The sequence below is a fragment of the Conexibacter sp. CPCC 205762 genome, assembly GCF_030646155.1.
Classification (GTDB): Bacteria; Actinomycetota; Thermoleophilia; order Solirubrobacterales; family Solirubrobacteraceae; genus Conexibacter.
Window position 1 is genome coordinate 1 of the sequence record NZ_JAUTDN010000040.1, and the last position, 18,512, is coordinate 18,512.

An 18,512-nucleotide genomic window follows, 5' to 3' on the forward strand; every position below is an offset into this window, starting at 1 on the left:
GCCCACGCCCGCCGCCGCACCGCCCACGCCCGCCGCCGCACCGCCCACGCCCGCCGCCGCACCGCCCACGCCCGCCGCCGCACCGCCCACGCCCGCCGCCGCACCGCCCACGCCCGCCGCCGCACCGCCCACGCCCGCCGCCGCACCGCCCACGCCCGCCGCCGCACCGCCCACGCCCGCCGCCGCACCATCCGCGCCCGCCCCGCCGCCCGCCGTCGCCCCGGCATCGAGGCCGCCCGCATCGCGCGCGCTCTCGACCAGCCGCACCACCGGCGCGAGCACGTCCGCGGCGGCTTCGGCATCGCCGCGGGCGGCGAGCACGGTCGCGAGCGCGCTGCGGGCCATGCCGACGCGGAGGTGGTCGGCGAGCGGGGTCGCGGCGGCGACGGCCTCGCGCGCCGCGTCGAGCGCCGCCTCGACCTCGCCGCGGAAGAGCGCGCCGTGGGCGCGGAACGCGAGCAGCGTGGCGGCGATGCCGCGGTCGCCGCGCGCGAGCAGGGCGGCGGCGGTCGCGGCCAGCGGCGGATCGGCCTCGTCGTGGCGGTCGCGCAGGTGGAGGACGATCCCCTCCAAACCGCGCGAGGCGTCGCGCGCGAACGGGTCGCCGACGACCTCGGCCGCCGCCCGCGCCGCCGCGGCCAGCTCCAGCGCGGCGTCGAAGTCGGTGTAGAACTGGCCGACCGCCGCCAGCACCAGGCAGCGTGCGCGCAGGCGGCCGTCGTCGTGCTCCTGCGCCAGCTCCAGCGCGCGCTGGGCGGCGTCGTACTCGACGTCGAGCGGCGCGCTCGTGTCGGCGACGAGCGCGACGCCCCACAGCAGCCGCGCCTGCAGCGGCGAGCGCTCCTGCGGCGCCAGCGCGACCGCCGCCCGCAGCGCCGCACCGCCCTCCTTGCCGTGGCGGCCGAGGTGCCACAGCCACGGCAGCTCGGCCGCGAGCCGCCGCCCGCGAGGGTCGTGCTCCCCCAACCCCCACGCCAGCGCGGCGCGGACGCTGTCGTGCTCGGCCTCGACGCGCTCGCGCCAGGCGTCCTTGTCGCGCTCCAGCAGCGGCGCGAGGCGTTCGGCGAAGGCGAGCGCCCAGTCGAGCAGGCGGTCGCGGGCCGCCTCGGCCTCGCCGGCCTCGCCGAGCCGCTCGGCGGCGTAGGCGCGGATCGTCTCCAGCAGCCGGTAGCGCGCCGCGCCGCCGTCGTGGCGCGCGACCAGCAGCGAGCTGTCGACCAGCCGGCCGAGCGCGAGCGTCACGTCGGAGGCGGCGACATCGCCGCCGGCGCAGACCGCGCGCGCCGCCTCCAGCGGCAGCTCGCCGGGGAAGACGGCCAGCCGCCGCAGCACGATCTGCTCCTGCTCGCCGAGCAGCTCATGGCTCCAGTCGACCGAGGCGAGCAGCGTCCGCTGGCGCGGCGCCGCCCCGCGCGCGCCGCGCACGAGCAGCGCGAAGCGATCGTCGAGGCCCTGCTCGATCTGGAGCGGCGTCAGCGTCCGCAGCCAGGCGGCGGCCAGCTCCAGCGCGAGCGGGATCCCGTCCAGCCGCGCGCAGAGGGTCCGCACCGTGGCGGCGTCTGCGTCCCCGGCGACGCCCGCGCCGCCGACCCCGGCGTCGGCGTCCTCGGCGACGGGCGCGACGCCGACCTCCGCGGCGACCCCCGCGAACCCCGGCCGCACCCCCGCGGCCCGCTCGGCGAACAGCGCGATCGCATCCTCCGCCCCAAGCGGCTCCAGCTCGTGGACGGCCTCGCCGCCGACCTCGAGCGGCATCCGCGAGGTCGCCAGCACCGCCACCTCGGGACAGGCGGCGACGACCGCCTCGGCGAGCGCGGCGGCGCCGTCGCGCAGGTGCTCGCAGTTGTCGAGGCAGAGCAGCGCGCGCCGCTCGGCGAGCTGGGCGACGAGCGAGCGCAGCGGCCCCTGCACCGGCTCGACCAGCACGCCGGCTGCCGTCGCGGTCAGCTCGGCCACCTGCTGCGGGTCGTCGGCGGCGGCGAGGTCGACCCACCAGACGCCGCCGGGCCAGCGCCCGGCCTGCTCGGCGGCGGCGTGGAGCGCGAGCCGCGTCTTGCCGCAGCCGCCGGGGCCGGTGACGGTCACCAGCCGCGCGCTGCCGAGCAGCTCGCCGAGCCGCGCCAGCTCCCCGCCGCGGCCGACGAAGCTGGTCGGCTGGACCGGCAGGTTGTTGGGCGTCGCGTCGAGCGTGTCGAGCGCACCGGCCGCGCCCGCGCCGCCACCCGCCCGCAGCACGTGGATCCGCTCGGCCGGGCCGAGGTCGCGGAGGCGGTGGACGCCGAGATCCTCCAGCAGCGCCGGCTCCCCCACCAGCGCCGCGCCCGCCGCGCCGAGCAGCACCTGGCCGGGGCCGGCGGCCTCGCACAGCCGCTGCGCGCGCCGCAGCGCCGCCGCGCGGCCCGCACCGCCCGCGCCGGCCGCCTGCAGCCCGATCCGCACGCCCGGCGACGTCTCCAGCAGCGCCCGCGCCGCCGCCAGCGCGTCGTCCGCCGTCGCGTGCTGGGAGACGATCGCCGGCTCCGCCGCGACCAATGTGAGGACCCCGCTCTCCACCACCCCGCAGTGTGGCCGATGCGCCGGCCGCGGGCGATCTCACCCACCTGGCCGATGTTCTCGCGCCCGCCGCGCGGGAGGCTGCTCCCAGTCCGGCAGCGCAACCCCAAGGAGACCCGCAATGACCCAGGTGATCGCAGACATGGCGATGTCGCTCGACGGCTTCGTCGCTGACCCCGACGACCGCACGGACGCGCTGCACGGCTGGTTCTTCGGCGGCGACGTCGAGGTGCCGACCGGCACGCCCGGCTTCGCCTTCCGCACCAGCGCGGCGAGCGCCGAGATCCTCAGAGAGGGGATCGAGAACGTCGGCGCGGTCGTCGGCGGCCGGCGCTACTACGACCTCGCCGACGCCTGGGGCGGCCGGCACCCGATGAACGTGCCGGCGTTCATCCTCACGCACGAGCCGCCGGCCGAGGTGCCGGGCGAGCCCGGCTCGTTCGTCTTCGTCACCGACGGCGTCGAGAGCGCGATCGCGCAGGCGAAGGCGGCCGCCGGCGACAGATGGGTCGCGGTCGCGACGCCGACGCTCGTGCGCGAGTGCCTCGACGCCGGCCTGCTCGACGCGCTCAACATCAACCTCGTGCCGGTCGTGATGGGCACCGGCGTGCCGTTCTTCGCCGAGCTGGCGAGAGCGCCGGTGAGACTGTCGGACCCGGTCGTCTCCGAGGGCGTCGGCGTCACCCACCTGCGCTACCGCGTCAGCTGAGCGCCGGCGGCGCCCGGAAGCCGGCCGCGGCGTGCGCGAGAATCGTCCCGATGGCCCACGACGAGCAGCTTGCCGCCCGCGTCCGCGCCCTCCTCGCCGGCCGCGACGAGATCGCCGAACGGCGCATGTTCGGCGGTCTCGCCTTCATGGCCGGCGGCAGACTCGCCTGCGCGGTCCTCGGCGACGCCCTGCTCGTCCGCCTCGGCGCCGACGCCGCCGACGCCGCCCTCGACGAACCCCACGTCCGCCCGATGGACTTCACCGGCAGACCGTCCAGAGGCTCCGTCTTCGTCGACCCCGCCGGCACCGCCGCCGACGCCGCCCTCGCCGACTGGGTCGAGCGCGGCGTGGCGTTCGCGGCGGGCCGCTGAGCCGATCAGATTTATCTGATACGGTCGGCGTATGGTCCGCCTGACCGCAACCGACGTCGCACGCAGGTTCTCGTCCGTGATGAATCAGGTCGACGCCGGCGAGGAGATCGAGATCGTCCGCAACGGCGTGCCGATCGCCGAGCTGCGACCGGCGACGGGCAGACGCACGATCTCCGCGCAGCGTTGGCGTGAGCTGCTCGCAAGCGCTCCCGCGGTCGATGACGACTTCGCCTCCGACGTGACGCGCGCCCGCGCACAGGTTGGCCCGCCGGACAGCGCGTGGCCATCCTGATCGACACGTCGGTCCTGATCGACATCGAACGCGGCCGCAGCAGTCTCGACGCTGTCACCGGCGACGATGACCGCGCCATCAGCATCATCACCCAGAGCGAGCTGCTGCATGGCGTGCACCGCGCCGCCGACGACCGCATCCGCGCCCGCCGCCAGGCGTTCGTCGAGCACATCCTCGCCGCGTTCGATCCGATCCCGATCGACGGCCGCGTCGCCCGCGCCCACGCAGCCGCCTGGGCCCAGCTCGATGCCGCCGGCACTCCGATCGGCGCCCACGACCTCTGGATCGGCGCCACCGCCCTCGCCCACGGCTATTCCGTCGCGACCGCCAACCCCCGCGACTTCGAACGCATCCCCGGCCTGACGGTGCGGCACATCAAGCCAGTCAGCTAAGGCCCGGCAAAGACCGTCGCAGGCTCCAAGAGTCACGAGGTGACGTCCGCCCATGGCCGACATCGACACGTTGCTCGAAATCGCCGCAGATGCGGACTCTGGGACTTCGCGATCCGCATCGGCGACGAGATCGATCCCGACGAAACCGCGCCGCGAATATCTGGGCGAAACACTGGGAGCGCTGCGCGAAGTTCAGGATCGAGCACTCTCTGGCCGCGACCCGCAGGCTCTCGCTGACCTCACTCGGCTCGCCGATCACGCGCGAGCGCTTTCGGAAGGCCTTCAGGCCCCGCTCGCCTAGGAACTAGGCCTAGGCCGCTCTTCCGGAGCCGATTCCGCCAGCAGGTCCGGGAGGGGTGCCCCTACGCCGCCGCCAGCTGCTCCAGCGCCTTCAGGACCTCGTCGTCATGGGTTCTCGGCGAGACTCTCGGAATCACGTGCGCGACCACGCCATCCGAGCCGATGATGAACGTCGCGCGCTGGGCGCCCCAGAATCTCTTGCCGTACATGGACTTCTCGGTCCAGGTGCCGTAGGCGTCGCAGACGGCGTGGTCCGCGTCGGCGAGGAGCGTGAAGTCGAGCGCGAACTTGTCGGCGAACTTCTTCACGTCGGCGACCGGGTCGGGCGAGATGCCGAGCACGACGGCGCCGGCCTCGGCGTAGTTGGGCAGGTGGTCGCGGACGCCGCAGGCCTGGGTGGTGCAGCCGGGCGTGTCGGCGCGCGGGTAGAAGTAGAGGACGACCGTCTTGCCGGCGAAGCCGGACAGGCTGACGTCGTTGCCGTCCTGGTCGGGGAGGGTGAACTCGGGGGCCTTCTCGCCGGTCTCGATCATGGCTGCCTTTCGCTGCTCGCGGACGCTGCCGCGGAGAATACGGCCTACTTCAGCAGTCTCGACATGCGGCGGTCCTTCAGCACCTTGCCGTCGGTCTGCTCGAGCGGGCAGTAGGCGATCGTGTAGTCCTCGTAGTGGACGGCCTTCAGCTCCTCGCCGCAGGAGGGGCAGGGCTCGCCCTGTCTGCGGTGGACCTTCAGCGGCAGCGGCAGTCTGTCGGGCAGCGGGAGCGAGAGGGTCGCGGCGTAGTGGTCGATCGCGCCGCCGAGGCTCTCGATCGAGGCCTGCCGCAGGGCGTCGGCCTCGGCGTCGCTCAGATCCTTGCCGCGCTTGAACGGCGACAGTCTCGCCTGCCAGAGGATCTCGTCGACCCACGAGCGGCCGATGCCGGCGATCACGCGCTGGTCGCGCAGCAGCGTGTGCAGCGGGCGCGCGTGCGCGAGCAGCGGGCCGAACGGCGGCGGGTCGGGCCATGCCTCCGGCCCGAGCGTCGCGACCGACTCCTCCGCGTCGACCGCCTCGATGCCAGGCAGCGTCTTCACCCACGCCGCCTGCTTGGTGCCGAACTCGCGCAGCCGCAGCTCGCGGCCGTCGTCGAGCCGCCACAGCACGCGCGAGGTTCTGTCGCGCGGCCCCGCTCTTCTGCCGTACAGCTGCAGCCGCCCCGCCGACATCAGGTGCAGCAGCACGACCAGGCCGTTGTCGAAGCGCAGCACGAACTGCTTGCCGCGCCGCACGATCGGGTCCTCGGCCACGAACGCGGCGCCGTCGAGCGCGTGCAGCGGCGGATCGAACGTCTTGACCGCGTTGATCCCCGGCGCGAGCGTCGACTCCACGCGCGCGCCCGCGACCGCCGCCCCGACCAGGCGCGCGGTGATCTCGACCTCAGGCAGCTCGGGCATGCGCCACGAGCGTAGCGATTCGGTAGGAACGGCTTTCCGGTGAACCGCGCAACTCGCGCTCGCGTAGGCGGTTTAAGCACGCACTCAGCAATCTTCAGCAAGCCATGTCGAAGGCGTTAAAGACGCTTTACGACCTGAGACCAGACTGGCGGCCATGATGACTGACATCCTCCTCATCGCCGGGACCGAGGGACGTGACGCGGAGCTGGTTGCCGCGGCCGCCGCCTACTCCCCGCGCAACGTCACGATCGTCGTCGAAGCCGACGATCCGCAGTGGTCGACCAACCCCAGCGCCGACGCCGAGGCACGCCGCGACAGGCTCGCGACGCTGCTGACGCAGACCGCGCTCGCGACCGGCGCCGGCGTCGCCGGCTTCGTCGGCGACCCGGCCCGCATGCAGGCCGCGCGCGGCTTCGACGCGATCGTCGGAGCACGCACCCTGCTCACAGCGGCCTGAGCCCTTGCCCGTCCCCGCGGCCCTCGCCGGGCGCGACCCCCTCGCGCCCGGCGAGCGTGCGGCCTCCGCCGCAACCGCGACCTGACGACCGCGCGCTCGCATAGCGTTGCGTCGATGAGCGAGGCGATCGTCGACACGCACGCGCAGGCGGCCGAGCAGCCGCTGCCGCCGCTGCTGATCCGCGACCCGCTCGCCGCCTGGCTCGACGCCCGCGGCCTCGGCGCCGACGCCGGCCCGATCGAGGCGACCACCGTCGGCGACGGCCACTCGAACGTCACCTACCTGATCCGCCGCGGCGCGACCGAGCTGGTGCTGCGCCGCCCGCCGCGCCCGCCGCTGCCGCCCTCCGCCCACGACGTGCTGCGCGAGGCGCAGCTGCTCACGGCGCTGGAGCCGACCCCGGCCCGCACGCCCAAGGTCCTCGCCGCCTGCGACGACACGACCGTCATCGGCGCCCCCTTCTACGTGATGGAGAAGGTCGAGGGCGACGTGCTGATGCGGGCGCTGCCGCCGCATCTCGACCCGCCCGCGCAGCGCCGCCTGATCGGCGAGCAGCTGATCGACGCGCTCGTCGAGGTCCACGCCGTCGACTGGCGCGCCTGCGGCCTGGAGGGCTACGGCAAGCCGACCGGCTACCTCGAACGCCAGCTGCGCCGCTTCACCGGCCTGTGGGAGCACAACCGCACGCGCGAGCTGCCGACGCTCGACCGCGTCAGCGCCTGGCTGGCCGCCAACCGCCCCGAGTCGGGCGCGGCGACGATCGTCCACGGCGACTACCGCCTCGGCAACACGATGTTCGCGCCGCAGGCGCCAGCGCGGCTGGAGGCGATCTTCGACTGGGAGCTGGCGACGATCGGCGACCCGCTCGCCGACGTCGGCTACCTCGCCGCGACCTGGGCCCAGCCCGGCGACGAGCAGGTCGGCACCGTCTTCGCGCTCGGCGCGGTCACGATGCAGCCGGGCTTCCCGACGCGCGACGAGCTGATCGCGCGCTACGAGGAGGTCTCCGGCCGCTCGATGCGCGACGTCCGCTGGTACGCGACGCTGGCGCTGTGGAAGGCGGCGATCTTCCTCGAGGGCTCCTACAGACGGCTGCTCGCCGGCACGACCGACGACCCCTTCTTCGCGCTGCTGGACCGCGGCGTGCCGGCGCTCGCCGAGCGCGCCTGGAACGTTGCCGGCGGCAGCGACCACTAGCCTGTAGGCGCCCGTGCCGCAGCCGACCCGACGTGCCCCGCAGTCCTCCCGTCGCACCCCTGCTCCCCGCAGGGGCGCCGTCGCGCTGCCGAGCCGCGCGCTGCTGATCGCCGGCGGCGTCGTGCTGCTGCTGGCGATCGTGCTGATCGCGAAGGGCTGCGGCGACAAGGGACTGAGCGCCGAGCAGCTGCGCTCGCAGGCGAGCGAGATCTGCGTCAGAGCGAACGACCGCACCGACACGGTCGCCGTCCCCAACGCGCCGGCCGGCGGCGAGCGCTTCCTCGCCGAGGGCCTGACGATCATGCGCCCCGCGCTGACGAGACTGCAGGCGCTGAGACCGAAGAAGGAGCTGCAGGACGACTACGCGCTGGCGGTCGCGGCGAACGCCCGCCAGCTCCAGCTCGTCGAGCAGGCGATCGTCGCGATCAGAAGAGGCGGCGACCCGATCGACGTCTATGCGCAGCTGCAGAGAAGACTCGACCTCGTCACCGCGCCGGCCAACAGAGCGTGGAGAAGACTCGGCATCAACGCGTGCCTCTCGCGCTAGGCGCGCGGCCTCTTCTCTGCTTCGGCGGCTTGGCCGGCGTCAGCCGCAGCCAGCCGTCCACCGTCGTCGTGCAGACTCTCGTGTAGTAGTCGCGGCCGGGACAGTCTCTCTTGCCGCTGTCGCTGCGTCTGAGCGACCACTCGATCCCTCTGCTGCCCTTCTTGACGCCGGCCTCGGGCAGCTTGAGGCGGATGTGGAAGCGGCTTGGCGCCGGTCTGTTCGTTCTCGGCGAGAAGGTCGAGAGCGAGACTCTCGACGTGCCGCTGCCGCCGTCGCTGTCGCTGCACGTCATCGGGATCTCGACGTACATGAACGGCGCCAGCGCCATCTCGTTCGCGGGCCAGCCGTAGGCCGGCCGGCCGGGGAAGAGCGAGCCGTGTCTGTAGCTGCCGACCTCGTCGCCGCTGCACGTCTCGTCGGTGCCGCCCTCGGTCGTCGAGGCGAATCTGGCTGAGGCGTCGGTGACGATCATGCCGCGGACCGAGAACGGCCCGTGGAGCTGGCCGTCGAGCACCTCGACCCGGTCCTCCTCGCCGCGCAGGTGGAAGCTGGCGGTCGTCACCTCCTTGTTGTCGGCGTCGTCGGTCTCGCGCACATGGCGGTAGCTGACGTCGGCGACGTACTCGAGGTTGTAGTAGTCCGGCGTGGGCTTGACGGCGGCGTCGGCGACGGCCGGCGCGAGGGTCAGCGCCGCGGCGGCAGCGGCGGCGATGCGAAGGCGAGTGGACATGCCACCACGCTCGCGCACCGGCGCCGCGCCCGCATGGGAGAGATCCCCTTGATCGTTCCCTAGTCGCGCTTGCCGCGGCCGTACAGCAGTCTCGTCAGCTTGCCCAGCAGCTGCGTCGTGCGCTTCTTGTACGGGAACATGTGCGGGTCTCTCTTGCCCGCGAAGCGCGTCACCAGCAGCGTCTGCTGCTGCGTGTACTTGCGGATCCCGCCGGCGCCGTGGCGGGTGCCGAGGCCGGAGGTCTTCCAGCCGCCCATCGGCAGCTCCAGCGCGGTGTAGTTGACCTGCGCGTCGTTGACGCAGACGGTGCCGGCCTCGACGCGGCGGGCGAGCGCCTCGCCGCGGCGCAGGTCCTTGGACCAGACCGACGCCTGCAGGCCGTAGGGCGAGTCGTTGGCGAGCCGCAGCGCCTCGTCGGCGTCGGCGACCTTCATGATCGGCAGCGTCGGGCCGAACGTCTCCTCGGTCATGCACGACATCGTGTGGTCGACGTCGACGAGCACGGTCGGCTCGTAGAACATGCCGGGGCCGTCGGCGACTCTGCCGCCGGTCAGCACGCGCGCGCCCTTGGCGACGGCGTCTCTGACGTGGCTGTCGATGATGTCGAGCTGGGGCGGGAAGGTGACCGCGCCGACGTCGACCGAGCCGGGCCCGGAGGAGCGGCCCTGGCGCAGCTTGCCGACCTTCTCGGTCACTCTCGCGACGAACTGGTCGTAGACCGGCGCCTCGACGTAGACGCGCTCGATCGAGATGCAGACCTGGCCGCCGTTGTTCATCGAGTAGTAGGCGGCGGCGTTGGCGGCGCGCTCGACGTCGGCGTCGGAGAGGACGATCATCGGGTCCTTGCCGCCCAGCTCGAGGCCGACCGGCGTGAGCGTCTTGGCGGCCCGCTCCATCACCTTCTTGCCGGTCTTGGTCGAGCCGGTGAACATCACGAAGTCGACCTCGTCGATCAGCGCGGCGCCGGTCGCCCCGTCGCCGGTGGCGACCTGGAAGACGTCCTCGGGCAGGCCGCTGGCGCGCAGCCCCTCGGCCATCAGCAGCGAGGTCAGCGGCGTCACCTCGCTCGGCTTGAGGATCACGCTGTTGCCGGCGGCGAGCGCCGGGATGCAGTCGCCGAAGGAGTTCGTCAGCGGGAAGTTCCACGGGCCGATCACGCCGACGACGCCGACCGGGCGGTAGCGCACGACCAGCTTCTTGCCCTTGACGAGCGGGTTGGCCGACTTGACCGGCTCGTCGGCGAGCAGGTTCGGCGCCTCCTTGGCCCAGAAGCCGAAGGCGGCGGCGGCGTACATGATCTCCGCCAGCTGGGCGTCCTCGTAGGTCTTGCCGGTCTCGCTGACGATCGTCGCGATGATCCGCTCGGAGTTGTCGGTGACCCACTTCTGGGCGCGGCGCAGGACCTTGCCGCGCTCCTCGAAGCCGATCGCCTCCCACGCCGGCTGGGCGGCGCGCGCTCTGCCGACGAGCGCCTTCACCTCGGCCGTGGAGAGCGTCGGGATCGTCGCGATCGTCTCGCCGGTCGCGGGGTTCTCCACGGGGATTCCGGGATTGGTGCCGTTCTTCGCGGCAGCCGGGACCTGCTCGACACTCGCCATCGACCCTCTCCTTCCAGGTGCGGTCGGTTTCGCCTCTCCCTCCCACCCTACCGGGTTCCGGGTCGCGTTTGGCCGGCTGGCCAATTTGCGCGCGCACAAACTGAGTGTTACTGTCATTTTCTAGCAACCTCCAAAAGACAGGAACACCCATGATGCACGACGACCCGCGGCGCTGGTGGGCGCTCGCCGCGCTCGCGCTCGGCGTCCTCGTGGTCGGGCTCGACGCGACGATCGTCAACGTCGCGCTGCCGACGCTCGCCGACGAGCTCGACGCCTCCACCAGCCAGCTGCAGTGGATCGCCAACGCCTACAACCTCGTCTTCGCCGCCGCGCTGCTGCCGGCCGGCCTGCTCGGCGACCGCTTCGGCCGCAAGCGGCTGCTGCTCGCCTCGCTGGCGCTGTTCGGAGTCGCCTCGCTCGGCTGCGCGCTGGCCTCCAACTCCGGCCAGCTGATCGCCGCCCGCGCGCTGCTCGGCCTCGGCGGCGCCGGCGCGATGCCGCTGTCGATGGCGGTCCTGCCGGGCCTGTTCGGCGAGAGAGAGCGGGCGAAGGCGGTCTCCGCCTGGGTCGGTGCGACCGCGCTGGCGCTGCCGCTCGGCCCGATCCTCGGCGGCCTGCTGCTGGACCGCTTCGCCTGGGGCTCGATCTTCCTCATCAACGTGCCGGTCGTGATCGCCGGGCTCGTCGCGATCGTCCTGCTGGTGCCGGAGTCGCGCGCGAGCGTCGCGCCGCGGATCGACCTGCGCGGGATCGCGCTCTCGGCGACCGGCCTCGCGCTGCTGACGTTCGGCGCGATCGAGGCCGGCGAGCGCGGCTGGGGCGACGCCGCCGTGCTCGCCGAGCTGGGCGGCGCGGTCGCGCTGCTGGCGCTGTTCGGCTGGATGCAGGTCCGCCTCGCGCGCACGCCCGGCGGCCATCCGCTGATCGACCTCGCGCTGCTGCAGCGCCCGCGCTATGTGTGGGCGACGCTGCTGGCGACGGTCGTCTCGTTCGCGGTCTTCGGGCTGCTGTTCGTCGCGCCGCAGTACTTCGCGATCGTCGAGGGCTCCGACGCGCTCGGCACCGGGCTCAAGCTGCTGCCGCTGATCGGCGGCCTCGTCGTCGGCTCCAGAGCGGGCGAGCGGCTGCTGGAGCGGCTCGGCACGAAGGCCGTGCTCGGGCTCGGCTTCGCGCTGATGGCCGGCGGCCTCGCGGCCGGCGCGACGACCGACCTCGGCAGCGGCTACGGCTTCGCGGCCGTCTGGATCGCCGTCGTCGGCGCCGGCTTCGGCCTCGCGCTGCCGACCGCGATGCACACGGCGCTCGGCGAGCTGTCGGCCGAGCGCGCCGGCTCCGGCTCGGCGCTGATCCAGGCCGTCCGCCAGGTCGGCGGCACGCTCGGCGTCGCGCTGCTGGGGACGATCCTCGCCGCGCAGTACGCCGGCCCGGGCGACAGCCGCCAGGCGTTCCTGGACGGGATGGACACGCTGCTGCTCGTCAGCGCGGCCGCTGCCGCGGTGGCGCTGCTGCTGACGCTCGTCGCGCTTCCGAGAGGCGCGCCGGCCGCGGAGGCAGCACAATCTGCGGATGGCATCCCCGTCTGAGCAGCTCCCGAGAGCGGGCCTGCGCGAGCGCAAGAAGGCGAGAACGCGCGCGGCGATCCAGGACGCCGCGCTGCGCCTGTTCGAGCGGCAGGGCTACGCCGAGACGACCGTCGACGAGATCGCCGCCGCCGCCGAGGTGTCGCAGTCGACCTTCTTCCGCTACTTCCCGACGAAGGAGGAGCTGGTCGCCTACGACGCGCTCGATCCGATCTGGATCGACGCCTACCGCGCCCAGCCGGCGGGGCTGACGCCGCTGGAGGCGCTGATCTCGGCGCTCACGTCCGCGCGCGAGACGCTGCCGCTGCGGGCGTGGGAGCAGGAGCAGCGGCGCAAGCGCATCTTCGGCGCCGAGCCGGAGCTGCGCCCGCGGCTGCTCGGCGACGCGCTGCGCTCGCTCGACCTGCTGGCGCAGCTGTTCGCCGAGCGCACCGGCCGCGACGCCGACGACTTCGAGCTGCGCGCGCTGGCCGGCGCCGTCACCGGCGTGACGCTGCCGATCCTGCTCGCCGACCACGACGACGCGGCCAGCTACTTCGCGGCGATCGAGCGCGCGATGCGGCTGCTGCTCGACGGCTTCGCGACGCTCTAGCTAGCGCACGAGCGACAGCCGGCCGTAGGCGCCCGCGCGCGGGATCACCTCGTCGGCCCCGGTGCCGAGCCAGCCCTCGATCAGCGAGGCGTAGACCTTGCGGAAGTCGACCGTCACGCGCAGGTTGTCGTCGCGGTCCAGCGCCGTCAGGCTCGGGTAGACGGTCAGGACCCCGCCGACGGCGTGGTTGCCCTGGACCCAGGCGACGCCGCCGGCGCCGTGGTCGCTGCCGGCCGACTCGTTGCCCTTCGGGCGGCGGCCGAACTCCGACCAGACGAGCGTCATGACGCGGTCGGCGACGCCGCGCGCCTCGAGGTCGGCCTGGAAGGCGGCGAGCCCCTGCGAGACCGATCTGAGCGCTCTCGCGAGATCCTCCGGCTGGTTGTCGTGCGTGTCGAACTCGCCGTCGGCCTGGACCGCCGCCACGCGCACGCCGAGCGGCTGCGCGATCAGCGCCGCCAGCCGCGACAGGCGCGTCGAGAAGCCGTCGTCCTCCGGGTAGGCGACGACCGGCGCGAGCGGGTCCTTGCCGTCCTTCTCGGCGTACGGCGCGAGCCGGTCGCCGACGCGCTTGGCCAGCACCGCCGCGGTGCGGACCGACTGCGGCCCGTCGCCGCCGCCGCGCGTCGCGTGCGTCAGCTGCTCCCACGCCGCCAGCAGTCTCGGGCGCGTCTTGTCCTCGGTCCCCCACACGTCGAGGCCGACGTCACGCGGCGACTCCAGTGCCGCGACCGGCGCCTTGCCGGTCGCCAGCACCGGCGACAGCGTCGAGCCGAGCGTCAGCCCCTGCAGCGGGTTCTCCGCCGAGCCGTGGCGGTCGAGCCAGCGGCCGAGCCAGCCGGGCGCGGCCCGCTCGCTGATCAGCCCGGTCTCCCAGAAGTGGCGCGAGTGGAAGTGCGAGAGGTCGGGGTTGGCGTAGTCGATCCCGGGCAGGAAGCCGACCTTGCCGGCGTCGAACAGCCCCTTCACGCCGCCGCCGATCCCCTCCGTCAGCGACGGGTGGATGCCGAGGCCGGTGCCGCCCAGCAGCGGCGGCGACGCGAGCTTGGTGCCGGGGCGCAGGTCGGCGTAGGTGCCGTACTGGCCGACCGGCGGCAGCGTGTCGAGCAGATCGGCGCCGCCGGGCAGGAAGACGCTCACGAGCACGCGGCCGGCAGGGGCCGCGGCGGCCTCCGCCGTCGCCGCCTCGATCACGCCGCCGAAGTCCATCGCGCGGCCGGCCCAGATCGCGAGCGCGCCGCCGAGGCCGCCGCCGATCGCCTGCCGACGGGAGAGGCGCGGCACGAGCCAGCGGTCGCGCGCGGCGGCGGACGTCTGGCGGAAGTCGTCGCAGCCCTTGTGGACCGGCCGCATCAGCTCACTCCTCGTCTCAGCACAGCTGGGCTCCCGGGCCCGCGATCAGCAGGTGGCGCAGCGTCCGCTGGAGCGACTCGGCGCGCCAGTCGGCCTTGTCGCGCCACGACTTCGGGATGTCGTCGAACCAGTGGCGCGCCAGTCTCGTCAGCGCCGCGCGCTCGGCTGCGGAGACCGGCGGCGAGCCGACGGCGGCGATCGCGATCGCGACCGCGCGGTCCGGTCTCAGCGACGCCTTGTACGCCCCTCTGCGGACTCTCGGGCGGCCGTAGTTGACGACGTAGTTGCCGAGCACGAAGCGCTGGCGCACGGCGTTGGAGGACATCCAGCGCGGGCCCCAGTCCCAGCCCGCGACCGACGGCGGCTGGAACAGCTGCTGGCCCATCGTCGAGGAGAGCCAGACCGGCCAGTTGTCGGTGATCGCCGAGCCGGTCGTGCGCAGCGCGCCGGCGATGTAGACGACCGGCGCCTTGACGAGGTCGGGCGCGGCGAGGTTTCTGTAGAGCGCCGGGTGCTCGAGGATCTGCCGCACGACCGGCTTGACCTGCAGGCCGCTGCGGCGGTAGGTCGCGGCGAGCGCGCGCACGGTCGCCGGCGACGGCGGCGCGGCGACGAAGAACTGCCACAGCTTGGTGACGAGGAAGGGCGCGTGGCGCGGGTGGTCGCAGACGAGGTCGAGCACCTGGTCGACGCCGAACCTGCCCCTTCTGCCGAGGATCCGCTTGACGCCGTCGTCGTGCTCCTCGGCCTCGTAGCGGATCCCCTGGAAGCCCTTGTTGGTCCACTTCGAGCGGTAGCCGGTCAGCGCCCGCGCGGCCTCGCGCACGTCGCGCTCGCTGTAGCCCCTGCCGAGCGTGAACAGCTCCATCAGCTCGCGTGCGTAGTTCTCGTTCGGGTGCTCCTTGGTCGAGTCCGCCAGCGACAGGAACAGCTGCATCGCGGGGTCGCGCGTGACCTGCTTCAGCAGCGGCCGGAAGCCGCCGAGCGCGTGGCTGCGGAAGAGCCGGTTCTGCGCCAGCATCCGCGGCGTGTCCTGCTCGGAGGTGGCGAAGTGGTCGTGCCAGAAGAGCGTCATCTTCTCGACCAGCGGGCGGTTGCTGCGGACCATCCGGTCCAGCCACCAGAGCTGGTCGTGGCCCCATTCGTTGACCGGGTCGAGCTTGCGCCCGTCGACGCGCGGCGCGGGGCCGTGCAGCTTCGTGCCGCCGGGCGGGCCGTCGACGATCCAGTCGATCGTCGCGGCGCGGCCGCGGGCGGCCCAGGCGCGCGCCTCGGCGGCGGTCGCGCCGAAGCCGGCGCGCCAGAAGAGGCGGTGGACGTGGGCCTCGGTCCAGCCGGAGGAGCCGCGGCGGCGGGCGGCGGAGGCGGCCGGGCGAGGCGGCCGGCGCGCGGCGGTGCCGGCGCGCGGCGCGGGCGCGCTGCGACGGCGCGCCATCAGCGGCCCCCGCGCGGCTTGACGACGGTGAAGCCGGCGCGCATCCCCAGCTGGGCGTGGTTGGCGACGTCGCAGGAGAGCCGGTAGCGGCCGCGCTTCAGCTTCACCGCGAGCGTCAGCCGCCCGCCCGATCTGACCTCGGCCGATCTCGCCAGCACGCGGCCGCGTGCGTCGCGCACGACGAGGTCGTGGACGTCCTCGCCGAAGTTCGTGACGTTGAAGCGGACCTCGCCGACCGGCACGCGCGTGCGGTACGGGGTCAGGCGGAACTCACGCTGGGAGACGCCGACGGCCGTCGAGGCGGCCGGGCGCTTGGCGGCGGGAGCCGACGGCACGGTCACGACGACGACCGCGAGAGCGGCCGGCACCGCCGCGACCACGGCGCCGAGCAGACGAGACGACCCTGCGTGCACGCTCAGGAGTATCGGCGGCCGGCGCGACCGCTGCAGGGCGACCGGCCGCCTTTGCACGGACTCTGACCTCAGAGCTGCGCGCGCCCGCGGGCGCTCAGCTCAGCTGAGCTCGATTCTCTCGATCCCGGCCGGCTCGACCGGGCGGTCGCGCGCGTCGGTCTCGAGCGCCTCGATCGCGTCGATCGCGTCCATCCCCTCGACGATCTGGCCGAAGACGGTGTGCTTGCCGTCGAGCCACGGGGCCGCGTCGGTCGTCACGAGGAAGAACTGCGAGCCGTTCGTGTTCGGGCCGCGGTTGGCCATCGCGAGCGCGCCGCGGACGACCTTGTGGTCGTTGAACTCGTCCTCGAACTCGTAGCCGGGGCCGCCGGTGCCCGTCCCCTGCGGGCAGCCGCCCTGGATCATGAAGTCCTTGATCACACGGTGGAAGGTGAGGCCGTCGTAGTAGCCCTCCTCCGACAGTCTGCGGAAGTTCGCGACCGTGTTGGGGGCGTCGTCGTCGAAGAACTCGATCACGATCGCGCCGTGGCTGGTGTGCATGGTGGCCTGGGACATCGGCACTCCTCCGGGAGGGGATTGGCGGTGGACGGGGGAAGCGTGTGCACTGCGGTGGGTCCGGTTTCGACCCTACTACCCGCCGGCCAGCTCGGCGATCCGGTCGAGCAGCGGCAGCTGGGCCGCGAGCAGCTTCTCGCGCGCGGCCGGCAGCGTGAACCAGCCGGCACGGTCGACCTCCGGGAAGCTCGCGCGCTTGCCCGAGCGCGGCGGCCACTCCATCTCAAAGGTGTTGGAGACGATCCGCTCGGCGTCGAGGTCGCCCTCGACCGCCCACGCGCTCACGAGCTTGCCGCCCTTCTGTCTGATCTCGCCGAGCGCGACCGGCTCGCCGGCCGGCAGCGCGACGCCCAGCTCCTCGGCGAACTCGCGCCGGGCGGCGTCGAGCGGCTGCTCGTCGTCGCCGTGCTCGCCCTTCGGGATCGACCAGGCACCGGCGTCCTTCTTGGCCCAGAAGGGCCCGCCGGGGTGGACCAGCAGCACCTCCCGCTCCCCGCCGTCAGCGCGGCGGTGGAGCAGGATGCCGGCGCTGCGTCTGGCCATCAGGCGCGGACCGGCTCCAAGCGGAGCTTGTGGCCCTCGACGTCGAAGCCGTCGAGCTTCGAGACGACCGTCTCGGCCTGCGCGGCCGGCACGTCGAGGAAGGCGAACTGCTCGAGGATGCGGATGTTGCGGACCGACTCGCCGTCGACGCCGGCCTCGGTCGTGATCGCGTGGATCAGGTCGGCCGGCTCGATCCCCTGCGCGAGGCCGCCGGCGATCACGAGGCGCGTGCGGGCGCCGTCGGCGGCCGGAGCGCCGTCGCCGGCGCGCGTCGGCGCGACGTCGTGCGGCTTGGTCTCGTGGCGCTTGGGCTTGACCTCGACCTTGCGGGTGCCGACTCTGGCGCCCTCGGTCCACGGCGCCATCGGCGTGCTCGTGTGGCGCTCGATCGCCTCGATGTCCCTCTTCTGCTTCGAGTCGTAGAAGGTGATCGCGCGGCCCGAGCGGCCGATGCGGCCGGTGCGGCCGATGCGGTGGACGTAGACGTCCGGCGAGGTCGGCACGTCGAAGTTGATCACGTGCGTGACCGACGAGATGTCGAGGCCGCGGGCGGCGACGTCGGTCGCGACGAGGATCGGCACGCGGCCGCCCTTGAAACCGAGCATCACGCCGTCGCGGGCGCCCTGGCTCATGTCGCCGTGCAGCGCCTTCACGTTCATGCCCTTGTCGCGCAGCGTGCGGTAGAGCTGGTCGCAGCGGATCTTCGTGCGCACGAAGACGATCGCCTGGTCGGGCTTCTCCGCCTCCAGCACTCTCACGAGCGCCTCGGCCTTCTCGCGCTGGGAGACCTCGAGCGAGAACTGCTCGACCGTGTCGACGGTCAGCGTCGCCGCTCTGACCTTCACGTGGACCGGGTTGTAGAGGTACTTCTGCGAGAGCTTTCTGATCTCCGGCGGCATCGTCGCGGAGAAGAGCGCGGTCTGGCGGCTGCCGGGCGTCAGCGCCATGATTCTCTCGACGTCCTCGAGGAAGCCGAGGTCGAGCATCTCGTCGGCCTCGTCGAGCACGATGAAGCGGCAGCCGGTCAGCATCAGCGAGTGGCGCGAGATCAGGTCCTTGACGCGCCCGACGGTGCCGACGACGACGTGGCCGCCGGCGCGCAGCTGCGCCTGCTGGGAGCGGATCGGAGCGCCGCCGAAGACGGCGACGACGTCGACGCCCTTGCGCGCGCCGTAGGAGCGCAGCGCCTGGGTCACCTGGATGCAGAGCTCGCGCGTCGGCGTCAGCACGAGCGCCTGGACGTCGGAGTCGGAGGGATCCACGTACTCCATCAGCGGCAGCCCGAACGCCGCGGTCTTGCCCGATCCGGTCTGCGCCTGGCCGATCATGTCGTTGCCGGCGAGCAGCGGCGGGATCGCCTGCTCCTGGATCGGGCTGGGGTTCTCGTACCCCACATCGCGCAGCGCGTCGAGGACGGGCGCGGAGAGTCCGAGTTCAGCGAAAGTAGTCACTAGTCCCTC

At 73.4% G+C, this 18,512-nt stretch carries 21 protein-coding genes; 10 read left to right on the forward strand and 11 right to left on the reverse strand.

The window, feature by feature from the left end:
- Window positions 1–2,553: hypothetical protein (locus Q7L73_RS23175; protein ID WP_304715668.1), on the reverse strand; the 2,553-nt coding region annotated here is incomplete at its 3' end.
- A 121-nt stretch (window positions 2,554–2,674) separates the two neighbouring features.
- Between Q7L73_RS23175 and Q7L73_RS23180 the strand changes: the two genes are divergently transcribed.
- From Q7L73_RS23180 to Q7L73_RS23200, 5 genes are read left to right on the forward strand one after another with little or no spacing between them, the layout of a single operon-like run.
- On the forward strand, window positions 2,675–3,262 hold the full coding sequence (locus Q7L73_RS23180) for a dihydrofolate reductase family protein (protein ID WP_304695914.1): 588 nt from the start codon (window positions 2,675–2,677) through the stop codon (window positions 3,260–3,262).
- A 50-nt stretch (window positions 3,263–3,312) separates the two neighbouring features.
- The gene (locus tag Q7L73_RS23185) at window positions 3,313–3,633 is read left to right on the forward strand and encodes a TfoX/Sxy family protein (protein WP_304695916.1); all 321 of its coding nucleotides are present in this window, start codon (window positions 3,313–3,315) and stop codon (window positions 3,631–3,633) included.
- 31 nt (window positions 3,634–3,664) lie between these two features.
- Window positions 3,665–3,925 (forward strand): type II toxin-antitoxin system Phd/YefM family antitoxin, encoded by a 261-nt coding sequence (locus Q7L73_RS23190; protein WP_304695917.1) that lies wholly within the window; start codon window positions 3,665–3,667, stop codon window positions 3,923–3,925.
- Window positions 3,913–4,317, forward strand: a complete 405-nt coding sequence (locus Q7L73_RS23195) for a PIN domain-containing protein (RefSeq protein WP_304695919.1) — start codon at window positions 3,913–3,915, stop codon at window positions 4,315–4,317. Before Q7L73_RS23190 ends, Q7L73_RS23195 begins: the two co-directional genes overlap by 13 nt.
- A 52-nt stretch (window positions 4,318–4,369) precedes the next feature.
- A complete protein-coding gene (locus tag Q7L73_RS23200; protein WP_304695921.1) occupies window positions 4,370–4,618 on the forward strand; it encodes a hypothetical protein in 249 nt (82 codons plus the stop codon).
- A gap of 61 nt (window positions 4,619–4,679) precedes the next feature.
- On the opposite strand, the gene bcp is transcribed toward Q7L73_RS23200, so the two are convergent.
- The gene (gene bcp, locus Q7L73_RS23205; protein WP_304695923.1) at window positions 4,680–5,150 is read right to left on the reverse strand and encodes a thioredoxin-dependent thiol peroxidase; all 471 of its coding nucleotides are present in this window, start codon (window positions 5,148–5,150) and stop codon (window positions 4,680–4,682) included.
- 44 nt (window positions 5,151–5,194) lie between these two features.
- Window positions 5,195–6,052: a DNA-formamidopyrimidine glycosylase family protein gene (locus Q7L73_RS23210; protein ID WP_304695925.1), complete on the reverse strand. Its 858-nt coding sequence runs from the start codon at window positions 6,050–6,052 to the stop codon at window positions 5,195–5,197.
- 157 nt (window positions 6,053–6,209) lie between these two features.
- Between Q7L73_RS23210 and Q7L73_RS23215 the strand changes: the two genes are divergently transcribed.
- The 3 genes from Q7L73_RS23215 (at window position 6,210) to Q7L73_RS23225 (ending at window position 8,253) form a co-directional block, all read left to right on the forward strand.
- A complete protein-coding gene (locus Q7L73_RS23215) occupies window positions 6,210–6,509 on the forward strand; it encodes a hypothetical protein (RefSeq protein ID WP_304695927.1) in 300 nt (99 codons plus the stop codon).
- Between the two features lie 114 nt (window positions 6,510–6,623).
- Complete coding sequence (locus Q7L73_RS23220; RefSeq protein ID WP_304695928.1) at window positions 6,624–7,706, forward strand: phosphotransferase family protein; 1,083 nt, start codon at window positions 6,624–6,626, stop codon at window positions 7,704–7,706.
- 13 nt (window positions 7,707–7,719) lie between these two features.
- Window positions 7,720–8,253 carry a hypothetical protein gene (locus tag Q7L73_RS23225; RefSeq protein ID WP_304695929.1) on the forward strand — a complete coding sequence of 178 codons (534 nt, stop codon included), beginning with the start codon at window positions 7,720–7,722 and terminating at the stop codon, window positions 8,251–8,253.
- Here the strand turns inward: Q7L73_RS23225 and Q7L73_RS23230 are convergent.
- Together Q7L73_RS23230 and Q7L73_RS23235 are read right to left on the reverse strand one after the other, a co-directional pair.
- Window positions 8,231–8,983, reverse strand: coding sequence for a hypothetical protein (locus Q7L73_RS23230; protein ID WP_304695930.1), 753 nt, complete (start codon window positions 8,981–8,983; stop codon window positions 8,231–8,233). The two genes, Q7L73_RS23225 and Q7L73_RS23230, sit on opposite strands and share 23 nt — an antisense overlap.
- A gap of 59 nt (window positions 8,984–9,042) precedes the next feature.
- On the reverse strand, window positions 9,043–10,581 hold the full coding sequence (locus Q7L73_RS23235) for a succinic semialdehyde dehydrogenase (protein WP_304695932.1): 1,539 nt from the start codon (window positions 10,579–10,581) through the stop codon (window positions 9,043–9,045).
- A 149-nt stretch (window positions 10,582–10,730) separates the two neighbouring features.
- Here Q7L73_RS23235 and Q7L73_RS23240 point away from each other — a divergent pair, with 149 nt between their 5' ends.
- Together Q7L73_RS23240 and Q7L73_RS23245 are read left to right on the forward strand one after the other, a co-directional pair.
- The gene (locus Q7L73_RS23240) at window positions 10,731–12,164 is read left to right on the forward strand and encodes an MFS transporter (RefSeq protein WP_304695934.1); all 1,434 of its coding nucleotides are present in this window, start codon (window positions 10,731–10,733) and stop codon (window positions 12,162–12,164) included.
- Entirely contained in the window at window positions 12,148–12,753 is a 606-nt protein-coding gene (locus tag Q7L73_RS23245) for a TetR family transcriptional regulator (protein WP_304695936.1), read from the forward strand. The genes Q7L73_RS23240 and Q7L73_RS23245 overlap by 17 nt, the downstream gene beginning before the upstream one ends.
- On the opposite strand, the gene Q7L73_RS23250 is transcribed toward Q7L73_RS23245, so the two are convergent.
- The 6 genes from Q7L73_RS23250 to Q7L73_RS23275 all read right to left on the reverse strand — a co-directional run bounded on the left by Q7L73_RS23250 (window position 12,754) and on the right by Q7L73_RS23275 (window position 18,503).
- Window positions 12,754–14,106 (reverse strand): DUF1501 domain-containing protein, encoded by a 1,353-nt coding sequence (locus Q7L73_RS23250; protein ID WP_304695938.1) that lies wholly within the window; start codon window positions 14,104–14,106, stop codon window positions 12,754–12,756.
- Window positions 14,107–14,122: 16 nt separating this feature from the next.
- A complete protein-coding gene (locus tag Q7L73_RS23255) occupies window positions 14,123–15,541 on the reverse strand; it encodes a DUF1800 family protein (RefSeq protein ID WP_304715670.1) in 1,419 nt (472 codons plus the stop codon).
- Entirely contained in the window at window positions 15,541–15,954 is a 414-nt protein-coding gene (locus Q7L73_RS23260; protein WP_304694001.1) for a cupredoxin domain-containing protein, read from the reverse strand. Before Q7L73_RS23260 ends, Q7L73_RS23255 begins: the two co-directional genes overlap by 1 nt.
- Window positions 15,955–16,053: 99 nt before the next feature.
- Window positions 16,054–16,509 carry a peptidylprolyl isomerase gene (locus tag Q7L73_RS23265; protein WP_304694003.1) on the reverse strand — a complete coding sequence of 152 codons (456 nt, stop codon included), beginning with the start codon at window positions 16,507–16,509 and terminating at the stop codon, window positions 16,054–16,056.
- A 75-nt stretch (window positions 16,510–16,584) separates the two neighbouring features.
- Window positions 16,585–17,052, reverse strand: a complete 468-nt coding sequence (locus tag Q7L73_RS23270; protein ID WP_304694005.1) for an NUDIX domain-containing protein — start codon at window positions 17,050–17,052, stop codon at window positions 16,585–16,587.
- Window positions 17,052–18,503 carry a DEAD/DEAH box helicase gene (locus Q7L73_RS23275; RefSeq protein WP_304694007.1) on the reverse strand — a complete coding sequence of 484 codons (1,452 nt, stop codon included), beginning with the start codon at window positions 18,501–18,503 and terminating at the stop codon, window positions 17,052–17,054. The genes Q7L73_RS23270 and Q7L73_RS23275 overlap by 1 nt, the downstream gene beginning before the upstream one ends.
- Between the last annotated feature and the right edge of the window lie 9 nt (window positions 18,504–18,512).